At 63.1% G+C, this 23144-nt stretch carries 18 protein-coding genes and 2 pseudogenes; 13 read left to right on the forward strand and 7 right to left on the reverse strand.

Annotated features, from left to right (window positions below; genetic code table 11):
• Nucleotides 1-20 precede the first annotated feature (20 nt).
• Nucleotides 21-1529: a mannitol dehydrogenase family protein gene (locus EN808_RS19105; RefSeq protein WP_135916632.1), complete on the reverse strand. Its 1509-nt coding sequence runs from the start codon at nt 1527-1529 to the stop codon at nt 21-23.
• Between the two features lie 200 nt (nt 1530-1729).
• On the opposite strand from EN808_RS19105, the gene uxaC reads away from it, so the two are divergent.
• Genes uxaC through EN808_RS19145 form a run of 8 tightly spaced genes read left to right on the forward strand, consistent with a single transcriptional unit; the run spans nt 1730 to nt 8785 of the window.
• Nucleotides 1730-3136: a glucuronate isomerase gene (gene uxaC / locus EN808_RS19110; protein WP_135916633.1), complete on the forward strand. Its 1407-nt coding sequence runs from the start codon at nt 1730-1732 to the stop codon at nt 3134-3136.
• Between the two features lie 34 nt (nt 3137-3170).
• Entirely contained in the window at nt 3171-4148 is a 978-nt protein-coding gene (locus tag EN808_RS19115; RefSeq protein ID WP_127275636.1) for a TRAP transporter substrate-binding protein, read from the forward strand.
• Nucleotides 4145-4732 (forward strand): TRAP transporter small permease, encoded by a 588-nt coding sequence (locus EN808_RS19120; RefSeq protein ID WP_167531540.1) that lies wholly within the window; start codon nt 4145-4147, stop codon nt 4730-4732. Before EN808_RS19115 ends, EN808_RS19120 begins: the two co-directional genes overlap by 4 nt.
• A 3-nt stretch (nt 4733-4735) precedes the next feature.
• Complete coding sequence (locus EN808_RS19125) at nt 4736-6016, forward strand: TRAP transporter large permease (protein WP_127275635.1); 1281 nt, start codon at nt 4736-4738, stop codon at nt 6014-6016.
• Nucleotides 6017-6027: 11 nt separating this feature from the next.
• Nucleotides 6028-6801, forward strand: coding sequence for a FadR/GntR family transcriptional regulator (locus EN808_RS19130; RefSeq protein WP_135916634.1), 774 nt, complete (start codon nt 6028-6030; stop codon nt 6799-6801).
• A gap of 22 nt (nt 6802-6823) precedes the next feature.
• Nucleotides 6824-7675 carry a 5-dehydro-4-deoxy-D-glucuronate isomerase gene (kduI, locus tag EN808_RS19135; RefSeq protein WP_135916635.1) on the forward strand — a complete coding sequence of 284 codons (852 nt, stop codon included), beginning with the start codon at nt 6824-6826 and terminating at the stop codon, nt 7673-7675.
• Nucleotides 7672-8436: a 2-dehydro-3-deoxy-D-gluconate 5-dehydrogenase KduD gene (kduD, locus tag EN808_RS19140; RefSeq protein ID WP_127873382.1), complete on the forward strand. Its 765-nt coding sequence runs from the start codon at nt 7672-7674 to the stop codon at nt 8434-8436. The genes kduI and kduD overlap by 4 nt, the downstream gene beginning before the upstream one ends.
• 10 nt (nt 8437-8446) lie before the next feature.
• Nucleotides 8447-8785: a cupin domain-containing protein gene (locus EN808_RS19145; RefSeq protein WP_127275631.1), complete on the forward strand. Its 339-nt coding sequence runs from the start codon at nt 8447-8449 to the stop codon at nt 8783-8785.
• A gap of 153 nt (nt 8786-8938) precedes the next feature.
• Here the strand turns inward: EN808_RS19145 and EN808_RS19150 are convergent, their stop codons facing one another.
• Nucleotides 8939-10360, reverse strand: a complete 1422-nt coding sequence (locus EN808_RS19150; protein ID WP_135916636.1) for a coniferyl aldehyde dehydrogenase — start codon at nt 10358-10360, stop codon at nt 8939-8941.
• A gap of 114 nt (nt 10361-10474) precedes the next feature.
• Here EN808_RS19150 and EN808_RS19155 point away from each other — a divergent pair, with 114 nt between their 5' ends.
• Nucleotides 10475-11017, forward strand: a complete 543-nt coding sequence (locus EN808_RS19155) for a hypothetical protein (protein ID WP_135916637.1) — start codon at nt 10475-10477, stop codon at nt 11015-11017.
• 204 nt (nt 11018-11221) lie between these two features.
• Nucleotides 11222-13066: a DNA helicase RecQ gene (gene recQ / locus EN808_RS19160; protein ID WP_135916638.1), complete on the forward strand. Its 1845-nt coding sequence runs from the start codon at nt 11222-11224 to the stop codon at nt 13064-13066.
• Between the two features lie 622 nt (nt 13067-13688).
• Here recQ and EN808_RS19165 read toward each other — a convergent pair.
• The 4 genes from EN808_RS19165 to EN808_RS19170 form a co-directional block, all read right to left on the reverse strand.
• On the reverse strand, nt 13689-14111 hold the full coding sequence (locus EN808_RS19165) for a hypothetical protein (RefSeq protein WP_127275627.1): 423 nt from the start codon (nt 14109-14111) through the stop codon (nt 13689-13691).
• Nucleotides 14112-14720: 609 nt separating this feature from the next.
• Nucleotides 14721-15263, reverse strand: coding sequence for a shikimate kinase (locus EN808_RS37030; protein ID WP_306462658.1), 543 nt, complete (start codon nt 15261-15263; stop codon nt 14721-14723).
• Nucleotides 15151-16104 carry a shikimate kinase gene (locus EN808_RS37035; RefSeq protein ID WP_245467324.1) on the reverse strand — a complete coding sequence of 318 codons (954 nt, stop codon included), beginning with the start codon at nt 16102-16104 and terminating at the stop codon, nt 15151-15153. The genes EN808_RS37030 and EN808_RS37035 overlap by 113 nt, the downstream gene beginning before the upstream one ends.
• A complete protein-coding gene (locus EN808_RS19170; protein ID WP_245455307.1) occupies nt 16043-18514 on the reverse strand; it encodes a hypothetical protein in 2472 nt (823 codons plus the stop codon). Before EN808_RS19170 ends, EN808_RS37035 begins: the two co-directional genes overlap by 62 nt.
• Nucleotides 18515-18936: 422 nt before the next feature.
• On the opposite strand from EN808_RS19170, the gene EN808_RS19175 reads away from it, so the two are divergent.
• Nucleotides 18937-21519, forward strand: coding sequence for an EAL domain-containing protein (locus EN808_RS19175; protein ID WP_126057614.1), 2583 nt, complete (start codon nt 18937-18939; stop codon nt 21517-21519).
• Between the two features lie 314 nt (nt 21520-21833).
• Here EN808_RS19175 and EN808_RS36365 read toward each other — a convergent pair.
• Nucleotides 21834-22347: pseudogene (locus EN808_RS36365) on the reverse strand (transposase); the annotation flags it as partial.
• A 122-nt stretch (nt 22348-22469) separates the two neighbouring features.
• Here EN808_RS36365 and EN808_RS19185 point away from each other — a divergent pair.
• Both EN808_RS19185 and EN808_RS19190 read left to right on the forward strand, forming a co-directional pair.
• Nucleotides 22470-22682 (forward strand): hypothetical protein, encoded by a 213-nt coding sequence (locus EN808_RS19185; RefSeq protein WP_126057615.1) that lies wholly within the window; start codon nt 22470-22472, stop codon nt 22680-22682.
• Nucleotides 22582-22864 (forward strand): annotated as a pseudogene (locus EN808_RS19190) (transposase); the annotation flags it as partial. The gene EN808_RS19185 and the pseudogene EN808_RS19190, both read left to right, overlap by 101 nt.
• Nucleotides 22865-23144 lie beyond the last annotated feature (280 nt).

Below are 23144 nucleotides of genomic sequence, written 5' to 3' on the forward strand. Positions count from 1 at the left end.
TTGACCCGTCCAGCTCCGCCTTACGGTCCTTCGCCGTCTATGCCGAGCGCGGCGAAGGCCAAGGTCGTGCCGTCCCTCCGCAGATGGACAAGATGGATGGCCACGAGTTCGATCAGCGTCTGGCGTTCGGCGTGATCCCCGGCGAAGCCGGCCAGATCGAATACCGCCGTCACGGTTTCGTTCGCCGGCAGCTGCTGGTCCAAAAGCGCCGTCAGCTCCGCATCGAGCGGATCGGTGAAATGGCCCCTCGGCAAGCTCTTTCCGCGCGCCGCGCAGGCGGCGATCCAGGCTGCCACCACCAGCGTGAGGTGGACCAGCTCGGTGCCGGCTTCCAGGCACTCGATAGCCGAGGCAATGATGCGCTGCGGCAGTTTCTGGCTGCCGTCATTGGCGATCTGTGCGGTACGGTGGGCAAGTGCCGTGTTCGAAAAACGCTCGGCAAGCTCGGCCGTATAGGCTGATGTGTCGAGGCCGGCATCGTCAGGCAATGTCGATTTGGCTTCCTCCCAAAGCGCATCGACGAACCGCCGGATCGCCGGATCGGCGAAGGCGCTGTCGACCGTGGCATGGCCGCTGAGCAGGCCAAGATAGGCGATGCCCGAATGCGCGCCGTTGAGCAGCCTCAGCTTCATGTCCTCGAAGGGGGCGACATCGCCGACCATGGTGACCCCGAATTTTTCCCAGGCGGGACGGCCTGCCGGGAAATCGTCCTCGATCACCCATTGGCGGAAAGGCTCGGTCATCACGGGCCAGGCGTCCTCGATGCCAAGTTCGCCCGATATCCGCGCCCGGTCGGCATCGGTCGTGGCCGGCACGATGCGGTCGACCATGCTGGAGGGAAATGCGACCTGATCGGCGATGTGGCCGGCAATTCCAGCACCGCCCGCCGAACCAGGTCTGGCATCGCGCAGTGAGGCGAATTCGACCAGCAGCCTGTGCAAGGTGGCGCCGTTGGCCGGCAGGTTGTCGCAACAAAGCACGGTAAAGGGCGGGGTGCCGGCGGCCAGCCTCCGGGCGAGCGCTTCGGTCAGAAAACCATGCGCCGTCTTCGGCTTTTGTGGATTGGCCAGGTCGTGGACGATGTCGGGATGGGCCGTGTCCAGCCCGCCGCCGGCCGCCCGCAAATAGGCTTTCTCGGTGATGGTCAATGTCACGATGCGGGTGCGCGGATCGATCAGCGCGGCCAGCACCGCGGCCGGGTCCTCCGGCGCCACCAGCAGCGAGCCGATGGAACCGATGACATGCAGCTTCTCGCCGCCGCTGCCTCGAACCGCCAGTGTGTACAGCCCATCCTGCGGCGCCAGCGCGTCGCGGGTGTCGGCGCTGCGCAACGACACGCCTGTTATGCCCCAGCCCGTCTCGCCGGCGGCCAGGCACTCATCGATGTAGGCGGCCTGATGGGCCCGGTGAAAGGCGCCGACGCCGAGATGCACAATGCCCGGCGTAATCGCGCCACGATCGTATCGAGGCGCGGCGACCTTGGCCGGCAATGCCTGCGCCGTGCGGTTGGAAAGGCGAAGGGCTGTCATCGGTTTGCGGCACTCATCTCGTGGGACGGCTGGTCAGGGAATGGCTGCTAATCCGCGGGCGGATCGCAAAACGGCGTAACATCGGCGGCGGTTGCCGACAATGCTCAACATTGCTCAAAAGTCATCATACAACAATCCGATTTTTGTATGTTGACATTATTTCCAGCCGATCCTACCGATAGCGACCCTGGGAGGATGCCGTGGCACTGACGAATGCGGATTTGCTGTTTCCAGCCGAGGCGCGTCCGCTCTCGATCGCCCGCGATCTCTACGCCAGCATCAAGGACCTGCCCATCATCAGCCCGCACGGCCACACCGACCCGCGCTGGTATGCGCTGAACGAGCCGTTCCCCGATCCCGCGCAACTGCTCATCGTACCGGACCACTATATTTTTCGCATGCTGTTCAGCCAGGGCGTGCGGCTGGAGGCTCTCGGCGTGCCGACGCTCGATGGCGCGCCCGTCGAGACCGACGGCAGGGCGATCTGGCGGCTGTTCGCCGAGCACTATCATCTCTTCCGTGGCACGCCGACCCGGCTGTGGTTCGACCATGTGCTTGCGCATCTGTTCAGCATCGCAGAGCCGTTGAGCGCCGCAACCGCCGATCGCCATTACGACACGATCGCGACGGTGCTGCAGTGGGAGAACTACCGCCCCCGCGCCCTGTTCGAGCGCTTCAACATCGAGGTCATCGCAACGACCGAAGGCGCGCTCGACGATCTCAAATGGCACCAGATGATCCGCGACAGCGGCTGGGAGGGCCGCGTCGTCACCGCCTATCGGCCGGATGCCGTCGTCGATCCCGATTTCGAAGGGTTTTCGGTCAATCTCGACCGGCTAGGCGAGGTCACCGGCTGCGACACCGGGACCTGGGCCGGCTATCTCGATGCGCACCGCCAGCGCCGCGCCTTGTTCAAGAGCTTCGGCGCGACCTCGTCGGATCATGGCCATCCCACGGCCGACACCGCCAATCTTTCCGATGCGGCGGCGCAGGAGCTGTTCAACCGGATTCGCGCCGGCTCGCAGGACGAGCGTGAACGAAAGCTGTTTCGCGCCCAGATGCTGACCGAAATGGCCAAGATGAGCCGGGACGACGGACTGGTGATGCAGATCCATCCCGGCTCCTGGCGCAATCATCCGCCTGGAATTTTCCAGAAATTCGGCAGGGACAAGGGCTTCGATATCCCGACCCGCACCGACTATGTGGCGGCGCTGAAGCCGCTGCTCGACTGCGTCGGGCTCGAGCGCGACCTGACCGTCATTCTGTTCACGCTGGATGAGAGCAGTTACCCGCGCGAGCTGGCGCCGCTGGCCGGCGTCTACCCGGCGCTGAAGCTCGGGCCGGCCTGGTGGTTCCACGACAGCCCGGAAGGCATGCGCCGTTTCCGCGAGATGACCACCGAGACCGCCGGCTTCTACAACACCGTCGGCTTCAACGACGACACGCGCGCCTTTCCCTCGATCCCGGCCCGTCACGACGTGGCGCGGCGGGTCGACTGCGCGTTCCTGGCGCGCCTCGTCGCCGAGCACAGGCTGCGCGAGGACGAGGCTCATGAACTCGCGAAGGAGCTTGCCTACACGCTCGCCAAGACGGCGTACCGGCTCTGAACGGCACGCTCCGATTTTTCAAAGGGAGGAAGTCATGTTGCATTTTTCGAAATTGACGGCGGCCACATTCGCCTTCGGTTCGCTGCTGATCGGCATTGCAAATGCCGAGACCGTGCTGCGATCCTCGGATACCCATCCGGACGGCTATCCGACCGTCGAAGCGGTCAAGTACATGGGCGACCTCATCAAGCAGCGCACCGCCGGCCGCTATTCGATCGAGGTCTATCACTCGGCGCAGCTCGGTGAGGAGAAGGACACGATCGAGCAGACCCAGGCCGGGGTCATCGACCTCGACCGTGTCTCGATGGGACCGTTCAACGGTATCGTGCCGGAAACCGCCGTGCCGTCGCTGCCCTACATGTTCCGCTCGGTCGAGCACATGCGCCATGTCATGGACGGGCCGATCGGCGACCAGATACTCAAGGCGTTCGAGGCGCATGACCTCGTCGGCCTCGCCTTCTACGATTCCGGCGCGCGTTCCTTCTACAACACCAAGAAGGACATCACCTCGATGGCGGACATGAAAGGCATGAAGTTCCGCGTCATCCAGTCCGACGTGTTCGTCGACATGGTCAACGCGCTTGGCGCCAATGCCACGCCGATGGCCTATGGCGAGGTCTACTCGGCGCTGCAGACCGGCGTCATCGACGGCGCCGAGAACAACTGGCCGAGCTTCGAATCCGCCAAGCACTACGAAGTGGCCAAGCACTACACCATGGACCAGCACCAGATCGTGCCGGAAGTGCTGGTCATGTCGAAGGCAAGCTGGGAGAAGCTGTCGCCGGAAGACCAGGCGATCGTGCGGCAGGCGGCCAAGGACAGCGTCGTGAAGATGCGCGAGCTCTGGGACGCGCAGGAGAAGAAGTCGCGCGACATCGTCGAGAAGGCCGGCGTCAAGGTCAGCGAGATCGACAAGCAGCCGCTGATCGACGCAATGAAGCCGGTCTACGACAAATATTTGTCGACGCCGGAACTGAAGGATCTGGCGGCGAAGATACAGGCCGAGAAATGAACGGGGCTAACAGGTCAGGCAGCGCGAGGACTCCTGCGCTGCCTTCGGACGCCCCTGCCACGAGAGGCTTCTGGCTCGCTGCCGAGCGCGTTCTCTCCGGGCTTGCCCGGCTGGCGTTGTGGGTCAGCGGCGCCGGCCTGACGCTGATGACGATCATCATCTTCTGGCAGGTCTTCTCGCGCTACATGCTGAACCGTTCGCCGAGCTGGACCGAATCCTTCTCGGTGCTGCTGATGGGCTGGTTCATCTTCCTGGGTGCCGCGGTCGGCGTGCGCGAGCGCACGCATCTGGGCTTCGACGTGCTGCTTTACGTCCTGCCTGCCTCGGCCAAGGCGGTGCTGCGCAGCATTTCCGATCTTGTCGTGCTGGCCTTCGGCGCCGGCATGATCGTCTACGGCGTGCAACTGGCGAGGCTGACCTGGAATACGGTGATGCCTTCGCTCGCCCTGCCGGGCGGCGTCAGCTTCCTGCCGGTCATCCTGGGAGGCGCGTTGGTCTGCCTGTTTTCACTGGAACGGCTGGCCGGGCGTTTTGCCGGCCTGCCCGTCGACGCCGACATCCATGCAACCGGCGAGGAGGTCTGAACCATGGCCTTGATGGTCCTTTTCGGCACCTTCGTGTTCCTGCTGGTCATCGGCACGCCGATCGCGTTCTGTCTGGGCGTCGCCAGCTTCGCGACGATCCTCACGCTAGGCCTTCCGCCGGTCGTGGTGTTCCAGCGGCTCAATTCCGGCGTCAGCGTTTTTTCGCTGATGGCCATACCCTTCTTCATCTTCGCCGGCGACCTCATGGTGCGTGGCGGCATCGCCGCGCGGCTGGTCGCGCTGGCAGGCTCACTGGTCGGCCATTTGCGTGGCGGTCTGGGGCAGGTCAACATCGCGGCGTCGACCATGTTCGGCGGCATTTCCGGCTCGGCGGTGGCGGATGCGTCGGCAGTCGGCGGGCTGATGATCCCGCAGATGAAGGCGCGCGGCTACGGCATCGACTACGCCGTCAACATCACCTCGGTCGGCGCCATCATCGCGCTTTTGATCCCGCCCTCGCACAACATGATCATCTACTCGATTTCGGCCGGCGGCCGTATCTCGATCGCGGATCTGTTCACGGCTGGCGTGTTGCCGGGTCTGCTGCTGGCGCTGTCGCTGATGATAACGGCCTATTGGGTCGCCAGCCGCCGCGGCTACCCGACGGAGCCCTTCGCGGGCTTCGGTCGGGCCTTGCAGCTGCTTGTCGCCGCCATTCCGGGCCTTATCCTGATCGCCATCATCTTCGGCGGCGTCAGGTCCGGCATCTTCACCGCGACCGAGAGCTCCTGCATCGCTATCGTTTACGCCTTCCTGGTCACGCTGATCATCTACCGCTCGATGAGTTGGGGTGACTTCGTCGCGGCGACGACGGCCTCGGTGCGGACCACCGCCATGGTGCTGATGATTATCGGCTGCGCGGCGGCCTTCGGCTGGCTGCTCGCCTATCTCAGAGTGCCGGCGGCGCTAGTCGCCTTTCTGCAGTCGGTATCCGACAACAAGCTGGTCATCCTGCTGTTGATCAACATCGTGCTGCTCATTCTCGGCACCTTCATGGACATGTCGCCGCTGATCATCATCACGACGCCGATCTTCCTGCCGGTGGTCATGGCCTATGGCGTCGATCCTGTGCATTTCGGCGTGATCCTCATCCTCAATCTCGGCATCGGCCTTTGCACGCCACCGGTTGGCGCGGTCCTGTTCGTCAGCTGCGCCATTGGCCGCATTCCGATCTGGACGGCGATGCGCTCGATCTGGCCATTCTATGGCGCCGCCTTCGTGGTGCTGATGCTTGTCACCTACATACCGGAAATCTCATTGTGGCTGCCGAGCCTGTTCCATTAGGAGATCACCAGGTGTCCGATACCGCAAACGACCTCAGGGTCGAGAGAAAACCCAAACTGTCGGAAACCGTCGTGGCGGCGATCCGCAAGCAGTTGCATGCGGGTGAAATCCTGCCCGGCCACAAGCTGCCGACCGAGGGCCAGCTGACCGAGACCTTCGGCGTCAGTCGCACCGTCATCCGCGAGGCGATGGCCAAGCTTGCCGCTGACGGCCTTGTCGAGCCGCGGCAGGGGGCGGGTGTCTTCGTCACCGAGCACATCTCGACCATGTTCGGGGCGCTGGCTGCCGACATGGGGGCCAAGGATTCGATCGCGCTCAACGTGCTCGAGGTGCGGCTGGCGATCGAGATCGAATCGGCCGGGCTCGCCGCCATCCGCAGCAACGCCGCGCAGGAAGCGGCGATCCAGGAAGCCTTCTTCGAGTTCGAGCGGCTGCTACTCGACGGCCAGCCGACCGGACCCGCCGATCTCGCCTTCCATCGCGCCATCGCCAGCGCCACCAACAATCCGTTCTATGTCGAGATGCTCGACGTGCTCGGCCGGCGCGCCATTCCGTGCGACGTGACCTCGCCCTGGTCGACCGAGCTGGTGCAGTCCGACAGCTACCAGCGCGGGCTGCAGCGAGAGCATCTGGTGATCCTGAACGCGATCACGGCGGGCGATGCCGAGGCCGCGCGCGAGGCGATGCGTGCCCATCTCGGCGCCAGCCAGCAGCGCTACCGCGAACGCCTGCAGGCGCGGCAGGCCTATTACGCCAGTTCGACCAGGGCCGCCGCCGGCGAATGATCCACCGGAAGTCAGGACAGAGATGAGCCAGAACCACACAGACTACAAATCGCGCTTCGCCATCGATCCGGCGGCCGCCGCCGCCATGGGAACGGACGAACTGCGCCATAATTTCCATATCGACGATCTCTTCCAGCTTGGCCGGATCATCCTGACCTACACCCACTACGACCGGATGATCGTCGGCGGTGCCGTGCCGGTGGCGACGGCATTGCCGTTGGAAGCGATCAAGCCGACCGGCACCAAAGGTTTTCTCGATCGGCGCGAATTGATCGCCGTCAATATCGGCGGCGCCGGCTCGATCGAAGCCGGCGGCCAGTCCTTCGACCTGCGGGCGCGCGACATGCTCTATCTCGGCATGGGCTCCAGCGATGTGGCATTCGCTTCGGCAGATAAAGACGACCCCGCCAAGTTCTATCTGCTCAGCGCCCCGGCGCATCAGGCTCATCCCAGCCGGCTGATCCGCCTCGATGACGCCAAGCGCCTCGATCTCGGCAGCAAGGAGGCCTGCAACGAGCGCTCGATCTTCCAGTTCATCCACGCCGGGGGAACAAAGACCTGCCAGCTCGTCGTCGGCATGACGCAGCTGGCGCCGGGCTCTATCTGGAACACCATGCCGTGCCATGTGCATGACCGCCGCATGGAGGCCTATCTTTATTTCGACCTGCCCGAGGCGGCGCGCGTTTTCCATTTCATGGGCGAGCCGGACGAGACGCGCCATATCGTCATGCGCAACGAAGAGGTGGTGCTGTCGCCGGGCTGGTCGATCCATTCGGGCGCCGGCACGTCCAACTACGCCTTCATCTGGGCGATGGCGGGCGACAATGTCGACTACACCGATGTCGATGCCGTGGCCATGGACGCGCTGCGGTGAGCGACCTCACTGCCTTCAGCCTAGCCGGCAAACGCATCCTGGTCACCGGCGCCAACACTGGGATCGGCCAAGGCATCGCGGTCTCCATCGCGCGCGCCGGCGGCGCGGTGATCGGCGTCGGCCGCTCGTCTATGGCCGATACGGCGAGCAAGGTCGCGGCTCTGGGCGGCGAATTCAAGGCGGTCGCCGCCGACCTTGCCAACACCGGAGCGGCCGGACCGATGCTCGATCGTGTCTGGGACGAAAGCGGGCCGCTCGACGGGCTGGTCAACAATGCCGGCATCATCCGGCGCGCCGATGCCGTCGACCTGACGGAGACCGATTGGGACGATGTCATCGACGTCAATTTGAAGACGGTCTTCCTGCTCAGCCAGTCCTTTGCCCGGCGCGTCCTTGCCGACGGGGGCCGGGGCAAGATCGTCAACATCGCCTCGGTGCTGAGTTTCCAGGGCGGCATCCGCGTCGCGTCTTATACTGCCTCAAAGCATGGCGTGCTCGGCATCACCCGTTTGCTCGCCTGCGAGTGGGCGGCGAAAGGCATCAACGTCAACGGCATAGCGCCGGGTTATATCGAGACCAACAACACGCAGGCGCTGCGCGCCGATCCCGACCGCAGTGCCGCCATCCTCGGGCGCATTCCCGCCGGGCGCTGGGGCGAGCCGGGAGACATTGGCGATGCCGCCGTCTTCCTGCTGGCACCGGCCTCGAACTACATGCATGGCGCGGTGGTCCCAGTGGACGGCGGCTGGCTGGCGCGATGAGGAGATGACGATGACCGATCCGAAAATCTTCGCGCAAGCCGGCGAGGGTGCCTGGACGCCGACCCTGGACGGGAATCGCCGTCGCGTGCTGCTGTCCACCGACGAACTGATGATGGTCGAATTCGGCTTCGACAAGGGTGGCGTCGGCGCGCTGCATTCGCACCCGCACGTCCAGGCAAGCTACGTCGCCGAAGGCCGTTTCGAGGTGACCATCGACGGACGGACCGCAATCCTCGAGACCGGCGGCAGCTTCATCGTGCCGTCCGGCCTGGTGCACGGCGTCAGGGCGCTGGAGGCGGGACGGCTGGTCGACAGTTTCACGCCACACCGCGCCGATTTTCTCGCCTGACCGGGCCGGCGAGATTTCCCGGCCAATGAAAAAACCCGCACTTCCAAGGAAGCGCGGGTTTGTTGCCTGGGCGCCAATGGCGCCGCGGTACTCAAAACATCACCGCAGAACCGGAAACCTGCCGGATCATGGTGAATATAAACTTAATGCGTGTCAGGTGATGCGCCTGAGCAGGCCGAAAAGCCGTTCGAACGTCCTGCCATAGGGCGGGCGCAGAAGGGCTCCCGCGCTGAAGCGCGACTGCTGGAAGACCGGCTTCTCCTTGCTGAAGGTGCGGAAGCCCCACTCGCCGTGATAGACACCCATGCCGCTGGCGCCGACACCGCCGAAGGGCTGGTTCTCCTGCACCAGATGCAGCATGCAGTCGTTGATGGTGACCCCGCCGGCGACGGTCTCGCGCAGGATGCGCCGGCGGTTGCCGCTGTCGCGCCCGAACCAGTAGAGCGCCAGCGGCCGGTCGGCCCGGTTCACATAGTCGATGGCGTCGTCGACCGTGGCGTATTCGACGATCGGCAGCACCGGGCCGAAAATCTCCTCGCGCATCAGCCGCAGGTCCGGCCCGGCGTTGCTGACCAGGGTCGGCAAAAGCTTCCGCCCCGTGGTGCCGAGGTCTTCGCCGGCCGGGTTGATCTCGGTGATATCGGCGCCGGCCTCGCGGGCTTCCGCGATCATGGCGCGCAGGCGCTGGTAATGCCGGTCGCTGATGATGGCGGTATAGTCGGGGTTGTCGCGCAGCGAGGGATAGAGCCGCGCCACCGCGATTGCGAGCTTGGCAGCGACCGTGGCTGCCTGTCCCTTGGGCACCAGCAGATAATCCGGCGCGATGCAGGTCTGCCCGGCATTCAGCAGCTTGCCATAGGCGACGCTGGCTGTTGCCGCGTCGAGGTCGCAGGAGGGGTCGAGGATCGCCGGCGACTTGCCGCCGAGTTCGAGCGTGACCGGGGTCAGGTTGGCGGCGGCGGCGATGGCGACCTGGCGTCCGACCGCGGTCGAGCCGGTGAACAGCAGGTGGTCGAAGGGCATCGAGACGAAGGCCTTGCCCATCTCGGCATCGCCGGTGATGACGCTGAGTTCATCCGGGGCGAAGTGCTCGCCGGCCAGTCTGGCCAGCAGTTCGGAGAAAGCAGGCGTCAATTCGGAAGGCTTTACCAGGACGCGGTTGCCGGCGGCGAGGGCCGCCGTGACCGGCGCCACGGCGAGCTGAAAGGGGTAGTTCCAGGGCGATACGACGCCGACCACCCCAAGTGGCTGCGGCAGAAGGCGGTTTTTGCCTGGCAGGAAGGGCAAGGTGGTGGCGACACGACGCTCCCGCATCCAGCCGCCGACATGCGCAAGCGCATGGCGAATACCGGCGCGCACGACGAACAGTTCCGCAAGACGGGTCTCATGCGCCGAGCGGCCGCCGAAGTCAGCGTCGATCGTGGCGCAGATTTCGCTCTCATACCGCTCGGTCAGCGCCAGCAGGCGTTTGAGACGGTCTTTCCTCAGGCCAAGGTCCGCAAAGGGTTGCTTCTCGAAAGCGGCGCGCTGTAGCCGGAACCGCTCGTCGAGAGCATCCTGTCTTACCTGCAGCATCGTGCCCTCCCGGCCTGATTGGCCAAGTTTACATCGCAGAGCGAAGGAATCCAGCGGGAGCGATGGTGTCGTTGGGGAAGGAGGCGCGATGATGCCCCGATGCCATAAGCGGCGTTGGCGATTTTGCAGAAGGTGGTTCGGCAGGCCTTGTGCAATCCTTGGTTGCATGCTGCAATGCGGGACGGGCAAGGTTTCGACACCAAGGGGGTTCGAATGAGCGGAAAACACCACATGCTGGCAGTGGCCGGCATTTTCTTAGTAACCGGCGCGATCGGCATCCTGTCCGCGATCGTCCTGCTGGCCTTTGGACATTCGCCGAATATTGTGGGTTCCGCCTCAAGCGTGGCCTACGTCATCGGTGGCTACTACTTCCTGAAAGGGTCAAGGCCGGCGAAGATTTTCCTGACGGTCATGGCGGCTCTCGCCGCGCTGCTGGAAGCCGTCATCGGCATCCTCATGCTGAGCGATGGCCAATTGCCGATAGGCCTGTTTATCATGCTGCTGGCGGTCCTTACCGGCTATTGCTTCCATGCGCTGCAACTGTCGAAGGCTCTCAAGGCCGAATTCGATCGCCGGTCCGAGACATATCGGTTGGAGAAGGGCAAGGCCGCCCAGCGCTATTATGACGAATTGGAGCAAGGCGGCAGCGGCGAGTGATGCCTGGGAGGGAGCTATATCTCTGTATCACCTTAGTCTGACCTGTCAGGCGGTCGTGCGCGGCACTGGTGCAGATCGGCGAGATCGACCGTTGTGATCGGATGAGGGCTGCGCTACTCCAGGCCCTCACCCGGAGGTCGCTTTGACCGATTTGCCTATCCTCTCCAATCCGCGAAAAGCCGTTCCCAGTCCGGCGGCCGCCTGATGCAGGTAATGGCAGCGAGCATCCGCGCCGAGGATCCCAAGCGGCGCGTGCTGAAGGACGTGTTCGGCTTCGACGATTTCCGCCCCGGTCAGGCCGACGTCATGGACGCGCTGCTCGGCGGGCGCCATGTGCTGGCCGTCATGCCGACGGGGGCCGGAAAATCGCTCTGCTACCAGGTTCCGGCGCTCGTGCTGGGCGGGCTCACCCTCGTCGTCTCGCCGCTGGTGGCGCTGATGCAGGATCAGGTCGCGGCGCTGCGGCTTGCCGGGGTAGCGGCCGATACGATCAATTCCTCGCTCGACCGCGAGGCCAATGTCGCGGCCTGGCGCCGTGTCGCTTCAGGCCAAACGCGGCTGCTCTATCTGGCGCCGGAGCGGCTGATGACCGAGCGCATGCTCGAGGCGCTCTCCAGGCTCGACGTCAGCCTGATCGCCATAGACGAGGCGCACTGCATCTCGCAATGGGGTCCGGCATTCCGGCCCGAATATGAAGATCTGTCCCGGTTGCGCGGCATCTTTGCCAATGTGCCGATCATCGCGGTGACGGCGACGGCCGACGAGAGCACGCGCACCGACATCGCCGCTCGGCTGTTCGCCGAGCGGGTCGAGACGCTGGTGCTGGGTTTCGACCGGCCCAACATCAAGCTGGCCATCGAGTCCAAGCAGGACAGCAAGCGGCAATTGCTGCGGTTCATCGAGCGCCATGCGGGCAAGAGCGGCATCATCTATTGCCTGTCGCGCAAGAAGACCGAGGAGATGGCGGCCTTCCTCGAGAGGAACGGCGTCAGAGCGCTTGCCTATCACGCCGGCATGAGCAAGGAGGCGCGCGAGGCGAATCAAAACGCCTTCATGACCTTGTCCGGCGTCGTCATGGTGGCGACCATCGCCTTCGGCATGGGCATCGACAAGCCCGATGTCGCCTATGTCTTCCACACCGATATGCCGGGCAGCCTGGAGGCCTATTATCAGGAAATCGGTCGTGCCGGCCGCGACGGACGCGAGGCCGAGGCGCATATGCTCTACGGTCTTGGCGACATCCGCATGCGGCGGCTGTTCATCGATGACGAGGACGCCTCGCCCGAGCACAAGAGACGGTCGCATCGCCGGCTCGACACGCTGATCGGTTATTGCGAAACGGCGCAATGCCGCCGCCAGGTGCTGCTCGGCTATTTCGGCGAAGAGGCTCAAGCCTGCGGCAATTGCGACAACTGCCTCGATCAGGCGCCGCGCGCCGATGGCAGTGCCGAGGCGCGGAAAATCCTCGCGGCGGTCGCGCAGAGCGGCGAGCGCTTCGGCGCGGCCCATGTCATCGACATCCTGCTTGGCCATGAGACCGAGAAGGTGCTGGCGCGGGGCCATCAATCGCTGAGCAGTTTTGGCACCGGCGCCGCGCACAGGAAGACCGTGTGGCTGTCATTGATCCGGCAATTGGTTGCCGGCGGGTTCCTGATGCCGGATCCCGAGGGCCATGGCGGTCTCGCCATCTCCGAAAGCGGCCGCGCGCTCGGCCGCAGCGAGGTTGAATTCCGGTATCGCGTCGAGAACCGCGACCCTCTCACGCGCGGCAGGAAGCGTTCCGGGGAAGGCTCTCCCGCCGATGCCGAGGGCGTGGATGCCTCGCTGCTGGCGGCGCTCAAGGCGCTGCGGCTGCGGCTGGCCAAGGAGCGTCAAGTGCCGGCCTATGTGGTGTTTTCCGACCGCACGCTGATCGACATGGCCGCCCGCCGCCCGCGCGACCTCGACGCCTTCACCGAGGTGAATGGCGTGGGCGGGGCGAAACTCAAGGAGTTTGGCGAGGTTTTTCTGGCCGCGATCGCGGCGCATCAGTCCGACGGGGCAGGCTGAGGATCAGGCTTGGCGATGGGACTGCCTTCAGCTGCTGTTAGGCTACCCCGCCTCCGCCGAAACGACGGCCACCGCCATACTTCCGACGGTGTACCGATTGTTTGCGGATCGAACTTACCCACCCGCTCTCTTCTCCCAGACGACGACATGCGTCTTCGGCAGACGGGATCTGAGGCGTTTCTATGGGATTGTCATTTGAGGATGATGTAGAGCGGGATGAGGATTGCCAAGGCGGCGACGCCAATAGGTTAGTGATCATGCGCCGCCGCAGCGACGTGTCGGAATCTACGCAAAACCCGCCCCTCATTATTGCGCCAACTCAGCATCGCGTAATCAAGGCGCGAGCGCAGCAATCGGCTAAATTAGATGCTCAGGTTAGTCCGGCAGAGGATTATGAAGGCGCGAACGGCTACGTGGCCTCGTCCACCAGAGCAGCGCCGGCCCGATAGCGATGCAGCGGCTCGGCGTCCTTGCAAGAGTTGCCTGATGGCGCCGAGCCTAACCGGCGAGAGACTGGTAGGGGGCACGGCATCCCGCTGGCCAGGATGATCATGCGCCTTCCTCCAATAGAAGCGAAGTTATCCGAATGAATGAAATAGGAGGTATCCTTAGCGCGACCACGTCAGCGCCTCGCCAGCATGATCAACGCGGCTGAAACGATCGCCATCACGATCATGAACAGCGCACCGACCTCAGCCAATTTATACATCAGGGGGTCAGTGGGGAGCGGGTCGTTCGCCATGCGAGCGATCAACCGTCGGGCACGTTCGTCCTCTTGGCGAGTTTCAGATTTCGCCTTGCACGCATCAAGCAACTCTTGGGCGTAGAGTTGTCTGGAGTCTTCCGAAGCGACCTGCGAATTGGTGTCCAACCAAACTTTGAACAAGTCGGGCTTGATGCGCATGGTAGCGTAGCTTAGCCCCTCCAAGCTCTCCATATGCGTCGCATCGAAATTCGCGTGCCACTCTTCCCAAGTCGGGGGCATATCATCGGCACCAGGAAGTTGCCGGATAAGTGGGTAATCTTCTGGGGTGTAGACCGGCAATACCCGCACCACTTTCTAACCCGCCAAGGCGCGCACGATGGCGAAGCCCACGCCGGTCGCAAGGCCCGTGGCGAGGCTTTCGGCAATGCGGATGACAAAGGCGCCGTAGCGCTCGCGCAAACACGCTGGCGGGGCTCTCAGGACAGCAGGAATGTCGAAAGTGACGGTTGTTATTGATGTTGTGGCGGAGAGGGAGGGATTCGGTTTCACGCCTATCCTGCTGAAAATGCTAATCTTTTCGCGCTTTTTGTTACGCAGTTTGTTACACTGCTACAACTGCGATTTACAATCGCTCTTTTGAGCTCGCCTGCCCAATCCATCTTATCTGTCGAAACCGACGCAATGGCGCGGCGGTGGATTGGGTCACTCTGTCATAGTATCCGCGCTTCATTAAGTTGACGATGCCGTTTAGACTCGGAGCTGATCCTTTCCGGTCGATCACCAGGATTTGGCGCGCGACCCGGCACCGGCGGTTCGTCTTTGTACGTTTGTGTCATCCAGGCCGGATCAACTCGGCCATCAGGCTTCTCACGACTTATGCATGCGTTTCCCACTTTTATTAGCATTCGGTGCGAACCCGCACCCTGCACCAAACCTGCGACGCCTAAGCTATCGTCCTCGACTTGAGCGTTCCCTGCTTCTCGTGGAAGACGCTAAATTCGCTCGTGCGTTATTGCCGGCCAGCAAAGGCTGCGGGTCGGCGGTGAGGGTGTCGAGGAGCGGCGGCCGTTCCCTTTCACTCAATAGTGCCGCCGGCGCCTGGATGGTTTCCACGACGCCGCCCCCGCAATCGTAGCCGTTGTGATGATCATCGTGCATGCGCTGAGCTGTTGGGGACATGCTGATGGCGGTGCCGGAAGCACCGGAGACATGTGATATCTCGGCAGCGGGCAGAGCGGCTTCTCTGTCGCTGCACAGGAAAGCGTAGAGTTCCTTCACGCAAATGCGGGCGTCCTTCTTGTCTTTTTGAAAGGGCGGGACGAGGGGCAACCTGATATCGGCCTTTTGGTAGAACGGACTGCGCTCTTCGTACAGCTGGTCAACCTTCTGCTCGATGTCGGCGCCTTGCAGCAGCGGCCGGCTGGTGTCCCTCTCGAGGCGCCTGCGGAGCTCTTTCAGCTCGGGTGTCGAGCCAGATCGACCTCGCCTTATTAAGAATCAGGGCTTGATTGGACTCCTTGCCAAAGCAGCCGCCGCCGGTTGCGATGACGATGGGGCCTCTCTCCAGCTGCTTGGCGAGCTCTTTGGTCTCCAGGTCCCTGAAGTGCGCCTCGCCACGGCCAGGGTCGGCGAACATCTCCATCAGATTGCCGTGATCGGCGACGATATGCTTATCGATGTCGACAAACTCCACCCCCAACTCCTTGGCAAGCTGGGCGCCGATGGTCGACTTGCCGCTCGCCGGCATGCCGACGAGCACGACCGGCCGCGTACCGAGGGCCGCGAGGATCTCGCCGGCTTGCGGCGAGCGAGCGACCGCAATCTGTTGTCTTGCGACGATGGGCGACCTGGAGGTCCCTGCCGCCCTCGACCTGCTTTCTCCTGACGAGTCCCAGTGTAATATCTCCCAGGCACCACGGGGAATGGGGACTAGCTGTGAGCTCTGCGCGCGGTGCGCGAGCTCGGCCCGATAACTGGCCGGCGTAGGGAACTCGACCTCGAAGCGATAGTTCTGCGCGGTTCTGAACGCCGTGTGAACGCCGCGTAACCGCGGCCTGTCCATCCTGATGACCCAGTTGGTGGTCTCGACCTCGCTGCAGTCCCGCTCCTCGAAGGCCAGTGCCGCCTTCCTGAAGGCGCGCGTAAAAGCCTCGTCCGGGATCTCGAAGACATGGCGCACGGCATTGGTGACCAGTTGGGCCTCCGGCGCCGTGCTCACGCTCTGGCCGGTCAACTCGTCGGCTATCCAGACCTGCCCGCCCGACCGTTGGTCAAGATGCGGCACCTTCACCTCGATGCCGTCCTGCCGCAAAAGCTCGGCAACCGCATGCACAATTTTTGGTAATCGCGCTTTCTTGCGCTTCGGCGGGGGCGGCTTCGAGCCTGGCCCGCTCAAGGGCCTGTTCGCTGCTCAGCGTTATCGTGCTGGCGCGGTCGTCTTCGGCCGAGATTGCTAAGGCGCTGAGCAGAATGCGCTTTTCGACGGCGAGTCTGATCGAGGCCTCCATGACCGATGCCGCCAGCGTGGGGTTGTCCTTCAGATCCGCCAGGCTGCCATCGACGTCGAACCGGCCCTGGTGGAGCTTTGCCGCCTGCGCCTTGACATATGGCGCCGACTTGAAGCCCGGCCTCTGCTCCAAGAGCCGCTGCAATTCGGTGGTTTTTTGCATGAACACCCGCGCACCGGTATCGGACTTGTAGGCGTCAGTGCCGACCTTGATGCCGACGCTCAACAGATTGATGGCGCTTTCATGCAGCTTGACTTCCGACTGCTCATGAGCCGGCTCGCTATTGAGCTGCAGGTTCCAGTCCTGGAGCTCGGCCACTAACAACGCGGCCAGTTCGCAGGCCACCGGATGCCTGGCGGCCTTGCTGTCTTCCCTCGCCCTGGCGATGAGCTCATGGAGGGCCTGGCCATCCGGCCGATCTTCCTGCAACAGTGCGCGGATGTCGGCCTTGAGCTCATTATGAATGCCCTCGTAGGTGCCGAAGATGGCACGCTCGGCAAACCAGCGTTGCGCCTCCAGCGGCTGCGCCAGCACGTTGCGCTGCAGGCAGCTGTAGGTCTCCAGCACCAGCCCGGTGGCCGACAGGATCTGCTTGGACCGGGTGAACTGGTAGCCGCTTTTCTCAATGGCCGGCGTGTGCGACTTCGGCGGCTTCATCGAGGCGATGCCGCGCGCCTGCAGCTGCGCGTCGAACTGGCGCACATGCTCGTAAAGGCGAGGCTGGTCGCCAATGATGACGACGGTGTCGCCATCAAAATCGCCGTCGAGCATTTTTTGTTCGACGCTTGGAACCGCAACCAAAGAGCCGGGCGCGAACACCTCCGTCGCCTGCAGGATGCCGACGCACTCGAGCGCGGTGTCGGCCTTGACCCGGTCCTTTTCCTCCAGCCAGTACGAATGGCACTTTACGTCCTCGGCAGACATCACGACCCCGCGCTCGGCGAAGTCCGCCGGCCACATTTCGTCGGGCACAACGATCAAGATGCCTTTGGCAAAGAAGGTCGGATCGTCGGCGGCAAGCCCAGCCCCCGACCTGTGCGCGAAGTTGAAGCTATATTGGAAGGCCACGCACCGATCCAGGAACGCCGCGGTCCGGTCGCCATCGCGCGCCGACCTGACCCGGTCGGCGGCGAACGGGCGCAGGTTGGGCTTGTCATAGGGGGAGCGTCCGACAAGCACGCCAGCGTCACGGGTCAAGGTCTTGCTCTTGCCCGTCGGCACATGCAGGCATTCGTCGCTGGACGGCACGGCGATAGCGCTCGAACCCTCGATATGCCCGCCCGTGACCGTCCGGAACAGCTCCTCGGCGGTGAGGCTTTGATGGGTTTCGAGCCAAGCCTGAGCCTTCTCGCGGGTCTCCTGTGCTACCTCGACGCTACGCGGATAATGTTGCAGCGCCGAGGGCGGTACCGCCGATTGCCTTTTATCGGCATAGGCAGGCATCCGCTCGGGAGCGTCGTGGCGAGCCCGGGCAATGGACGGCATGCGCTCGGCCAGTGAGGCCCTAATGAAGCCGCAGCCGTCATGCGGCCGCAAGGCGATCTCGCCGTCTCGCCCCTCGAACCGGAAGGGATGCACTGCGCCTGCGGGATGGTCGGGCAGAAGGGACAGCTTGAAGCACCCTTCCAGCGCATAATCATGGGGGCCAATGTCGGGGATGCCCGGCGGCGCGGCAAATCCGCGGCGCTGGGTATAGTAATAGGCTTCCTTGAACGGCGCCCAGGCCCGCGACAGCTGCTCAAAGGCCGTACCCGGAGCCGTCTCGGCATAGGGGATCGCCAAAAGCTTGCCGCTTGGGGCCTCTGCGGCCGTGAAAGGCAGGTGAGAGGCAAGCTGGTTCAGGCTCTTTTGCGGCGGCTTCAGTTTGCTGCCGCCGAACAGGTCCATGCGGTAGGGCACGCCCTCCACGGTGAACGTGCGTGTCAGCATGGCTCCAGTCGGAGTTCCCTTTAGCTGCACCGCCACCACCTTCACCGCGCCCGAGGTCAAGCGGTGGAAAATGGAATAGCGCAACTCGGCTTCGCTGGCCAGCGGCCGGCCTTGCATGTCGACCACCGGCAGCCGCATCAGTCCGGCATCGCCTTGCGGCGGTCTCGGCTCGTGGTCCATGGCCTGAAGGACCCGATGGACATCGAAGCTGGAGGCTGCATGCTGGGCCTGGATCATCGATGCGTTCTGCGCCATGAAGGTGTCGAGCGCTTCGAGCGGCTCCTTCGCCTCGATCTCGGCGATCACGCTCGAGTTCGCGCACCGCCTCGGCGCGCGCCGCGGCGCTCCTTCCTCGGCTGATGAACACTGCCGATCATAGATTCGACTGCCAGCCTCAAAGCCCCATCGTCGTGCATAATATGGGCTGGCCTCGCTACATTCGAAGGGGATCGAAGGCCGATCCCACGGTGCGGTGAAAGAAGCTGCAAGCGGCTTCCAAGACTAGGTGCGAGCACCTCGATCTCATTGTAGGCCCGTCATCGGATCATATGGAAATCGGTGAGCTTCATCCGCCGGCCTTTTACAACGTGGTTTGGTCGATCCTCTAGGGGATTACGCAGTCTTAAGCCAGCATTAATACCTTAGACGCGACACTAGGAATACTTTTACTATTCGCTAAAGCTCGATGCTATTTGACGAGGACTGGTCTTGCGTTTGCAGTTTTCTAGATGAGAGGGCTAAAGGACATTAGCGTCGGGACCAAGCTCTCGTTGGGCTTTGGGCTGGCGCTGCTGTGCGTCGTGGCCGTGGGAGTATTTGGGGTCGCGCAACTGCGATCACTCAACAAGGTCACGAGCGAGATCACCAGCGTTTGGTTGCCCCAGGTCCAGATCGTCGGCGAGATGAAGCGCAACCTCGCGGAACACCAGCTCTATGCGACGTTGCGCGTGCGCACTGCCGAGGCTGCGCAGATAGCCGGCATTGAGAAGGAGATGGCGAGGGAAAGCGACGAAATACTGCAAGGTCGGCGCGCCTATCGCCGGAGTGCCGGATCGCTGGCCGAGCAGCAGCTGTTCGACCAGTTCGTCAACCTATGGACGGCCTACGAAGATTCCCTGACATCGATTTTCCCGCTCCTCGAAACAGGAGGGCGAACAATGGCTGTCAAGGAGTTCGAGACGGTATCGCTCCCGACCGTTGCCGCCGCCACGCAGCGATTGGACGACCTGCTGGCCCTCACCAACGAGCGCAGCACGGCCGCGGCGGTGATGGCGGACAGGACCTACACCGTTGCGCAAAGATTGACTTGGCTGGCAGTTCTTTTTGCCGCCGGGTGTCTTGGTGGGCTTGTCGCCTGGATACGCCACAATGTCAGCAAGCCGATCCTCGCCGTGACCGAGGCGATGCGTTGCTTGGCGCAGGGCGAGCGCCGTTCGAGTCTCATTGCGCTGAAAAGGGATCGGCAGGACGAGGTTGGAGTGCTGTTCTCGGCCTTTGCCGGCTACCGGGCCAGCCTGGAGCGCAGCGATGCCTTGGCCCGAGAAGCCGAGCTGGAGCGGCAGCAATTGGCCGCGGCCGCCGCCAATATGCCCGTAGGGCTTTGCATGTTCGATGCGGAGAGGCGGCTGGTTCTGTGCAACCAAAGCTACGCCGATCTCTACCATGTGCCGGAGCCCCTGACTCGTCCCGGCACGCCGTGGATCGATTTGATGCGGTTCCGGATCGCGGCGGGCCTCTATGCCGGCCATGACCCGGAAAAGTATGTGCAGCAGCTGACGGAGACCATCGATCGCGCAGAGCGGACGGTGAGCCTGGTGGAACTCAGGGACGGACGCACCATCGACCTCATCCATCAGCCACTGCCGGGCGGCGGGTGGCTTGCCACTCACCATGACGTGACCGACTTGCGGCGGAGCGAAGCCAAGATTTCATACATGGCGCGCCACGACGGACTTACCGAGCTTCCAAATCGCATATTGTTCCGCGAACGCGCCGAGGAGGCTTTGGTCGAGATGCGGCGTGATGGTAGCAAGATTGCTTTCCACTGCCTCGATCTCGATCATTTCAAGATGGTCAACGACACGCTGGGGCACCCGGTTGGCGACGCCTTGCTGAAGGAGGTCGCCGCCAGACTGAAACAGGTGGCCCGTGAAGGCGACACCGTGGCAAGGCTCGGCGGCGATGAGTTCGTGATCATTCAAACCGCGGTTGATCAGCCGGTCGAGGCGACAGCTCTTGCCCAACGGGTCATTGATGGGCTGAGCGCACCTTATGTCGTCGATGGCCACGGGGTTATGATCAGCGCCAGCATCGGCATCTCGATCGCGCCGGACGATGGCATTGACGCCGACCAACTTCTCAAGACCGGCGACATGGCGCTCTACCGGGCGAAGGCGGAAGGCCGCGGAACCTACAGGTTCTTCGAACCGGAAATGGATGCGCGCATGCAGGCGCGGCGGTTTCTCGAACTCGACCTGCGCGAAGCGGTGGTGCGGCAGCAGTTCGAAATCTACTACCAACCGCTCCTCAATCTCGACCGCGGCGAGGTCAGCTGCTTCGAGGCGCTGCTGCGCTGGCATCACCCGACGCGCGGCATCGTATCCCCGGGAGAATTCATCCCGCTGGCCGAGGACATCGGCCTCATCGTCCCGATCGGTGAATGGGTTATCAAGCAAGCCTGTCTCGACGCGGCAAGCTGGCCCGGTAGCATCAAGGTCGCCGTCAATCTGTGCCCGGCGCAATTTCGCAACGCGCGCTTGCTCTCCACCATCGTCGAGGCATTGGATATCTCGGGACTGCCCCCCAGCCGGCTTGAGCTTGAGATCACCGAGACAGTGCTGCTGGCCAACAGCCAGGCGACTCTCTCGATGCTGCAACATATCCACATGCTCGGCGTTCATATCGCGATGGACGACTTCGGAACCGGATATTCGAGCTTGAGCTATCTGCGCTCGTTCCCATTCGACAAGATCAAGATCGATCAATCCTTCATCACGGACGCCGGAGATATCGACAGTTCCGTCGCCATCATTCGAGCGGTCACGAGCCTCGGCAACAGCCTCGGGATGCAGACCACCGCCGAGGGCGTCGAGACCGTGGAGCAGCTGGAACGGGTCCGAAGAGAAGGCTGCACCGAGGCGCAGGGCTTCCTGCTCAGCCGCCCGCTGCCCGCGCGGGACATCCCCGCGATGCTGGAGCGGACCCGCGCCGTGGTGGCGGGCGAGATCATTGAGACCGAACCCGAAACGTCAGGCGAGCGAGACACGGACAAGCCGGGCAGGCGTCGCAGTAGGGCGTCTGTCCCCGCCTAACCGGGATGCAAGCGAAAAACAGTGCCAACGAACATGAGTTTGCCGGCCTAGTTCAGGCCGCCACTCGGATCATGTCGATAGCGGGTGTGTAGGTCGGCGCGGCTCGAAATTAGGTGTGCTGAGCGCCGGTCAAAGTGGGATTAGCTTGTCATATCGATTATGGGATCCAGGTTGAACCCGACTTGCAGGACTCTGCTCGTAACCGAGCAGATCAACCTCACATTCGGTCGCTGCTCTTCACGGCTGCACCAACATCCCGCCTACGGCCGCTGGGCTCGGGCGACGAGACCATTCTGAGTGAGCGGCGTTTTATATACCCGTTCGGTCGTCAGTACCTTGCGTTCACGACAGATACGCCGGCGATCCTCCTGCTCCGGTGTTGGCTCTTTGACCATTGCACATATGCGCGGTTCGCCTCGCTTGAAGGCAAGGAGAGACGAGCGTTTCACCATCGATCTTATCGGTTTTGGCTCGGCGACTGCGACGAGACACTGCGATAGAAGCGGGATCAACGACGTAGCTCTCGATCCCCGCCTTGCTCAGAACCCGATGGATCCAGGAGCCATCGAGCCCGGCTTCCTGGATAGCGACGACGGGGAAGTCTGGCCCCATGCGTGCTCTTGCCTTCTCTCGCACGCTATCGAAGCGACGGAACAAGGCGGATAAATCACCACTGGGGACACTGTGTTTCGACAACTTCTCGCCGCCACCTGGCGACAACGACGAGATCAGCCAGGTTGAACGGCTGAGCTCCAGCGATACGAAGATTGCGCCCAGACCAGTCCGGATAGCAGTCAGAGTTTCGGATCGGTCGGCCACTACATGCATGGTGTTCCTCCGCGGGGTGTTTGTTAGCAGCGTCACTCTGCCAGAGCACGCGCCGCTATCCATCCGTCGCCATGGGATCTGGTGATTGTTCATGTCGCCGATTCCCGCGAAGGAACGCCACCATGACCAAGATTGAAAGTAAGACCGCCAGCGCTGCCGTCAAAGACATTCTGCTTTCAGACCCGGACGGACTTCACGAAATGATCCGTGCGGTGATGCAGGAGGTGCTCGAGGCCGAGATGGACGACGGTGGAGGAGACCATCGAGCGCACGCTGACCTTCTTTTGCCTGCCGCGCCAGCATCACAAGCATCTCAAGAGCACCAACATGCTTGAACGGCTCAATGAGGAAATCCGCCGGCGCACCTATGTCGTGCGCATCTTCCCCAACGCCGAAAGCTGCCTGCGCCTCGTCAGGGCGCCGGCTGTCGAAACCAACGAAAACTGGATGGAGGCCCTACATCAACATTGACGACCTGCGCGAGCACAAGAAGCTCGCTCTACGCCAAGCCGCATGACCAGCATCGTGGCCGCCCCATTTTGCAGAACTTGACGCACACAACCGCCACTTCGAGTTTACCGACCGCACCGAGTCATCCACGCAAAGACCTGCGCAGCGTCAGCTTCAGAGCTTGGTCCCACCGGCTGAACGCCAAAAAAGCGGATCTTGGCCATCGGAAGCGCCCTCAACCGACTGAGAGGTTTCGGCTTATGCGATGCGACTGGCAGTCCTGCGCTCCGGGGACAAGGCCGTGGCGGCAGAAGATCCCCTGGACATCAGGCGATGTCCGGAAGGCA

It is taken from the genome of Mesorhizobium sp. M8A.F.Ca.ET.165.01.1.1 (assembly GCF_004792065.1).
Lineage (GTDB): Bacteria > Pseudomonadota > Alphaproteobacteria > Rhizobiales > Rhizobiaceae > Mesorhizobium.

Excerpts from the sequence above, each read along its gene's own strand:
- EN808_RS19105 (WP_135916632.1), bottom strand. The coding sequence starts at position 1,529 with ATGACAGCCCTTCGCCTTTCCAACCGCACGGCGCAGGCATTGCCGGCC.
- EN808_RS19115 (WP_127275636.1), top strand. The coding sequence starts at position 3,171 with ATGTTGCATTTTTCGAAATTGACGGCGGCCACATTCGCCTTCGGTTCG.
- EN808_RS19120 (WP_167531540.1), top strand. The coding sequence starts at position 4,145 with ATGAACGGGGCTAACAGGTCAGGCAGCGCGAGGACTCCTGCGCTGCCT.
- EN808_RS19125 (WP_127275635.1), top strand. The coding sequence starts at position 4,736 with ATGGCCTTGATGGTCCTTTTCGGCACCTTCGTGTTCCTGCTGGTCATC.
- kduI (WP_135916635.1), top strand. The coding sequence starts at position 6,824 with ATGAGCCAGAACCACACAGACTACAAATCGCGCTTCGCCATCGATCCG.
- EN808_RS19145 (WP_127275631.1), top strand. The coding sequence starts at position 8,447 with ATGACCGATCCGAAAATCTTCGCGCAAGCCGGCGAGGGTGCCTGGACG.
- EN808_RS19150 (WP_135916636.1), bottom strand. The coding sequence starts at position 10,360 with ATGCTGCAGGTAAGACAGGATGCTCTCGACGAGCGGTTCCGGCTACAG.
- recQ (WP_135916638.1), top strand. The coding sequence starts at position 11,222 with ATGCAGGTAATGGCAGCGAGCATCCGCGCCGAGGATCCCAAGCGGCGC.
- EN808_RS19175 (WP_126057614.1), top strand. The coding sequence starts at position 18,937 with ATGAGAGGGCTAAAGGACATTAGCGTCGGGACCAAGCTCTCGTTGGGC.
- EN808_RS19185 (WP_126057615.1), top strand. The coding sequence starts at position 22,470 with ATGACCAAGATTGAAAGTAAGACCGCCAGCGCTGCCGTCAAAGACATT.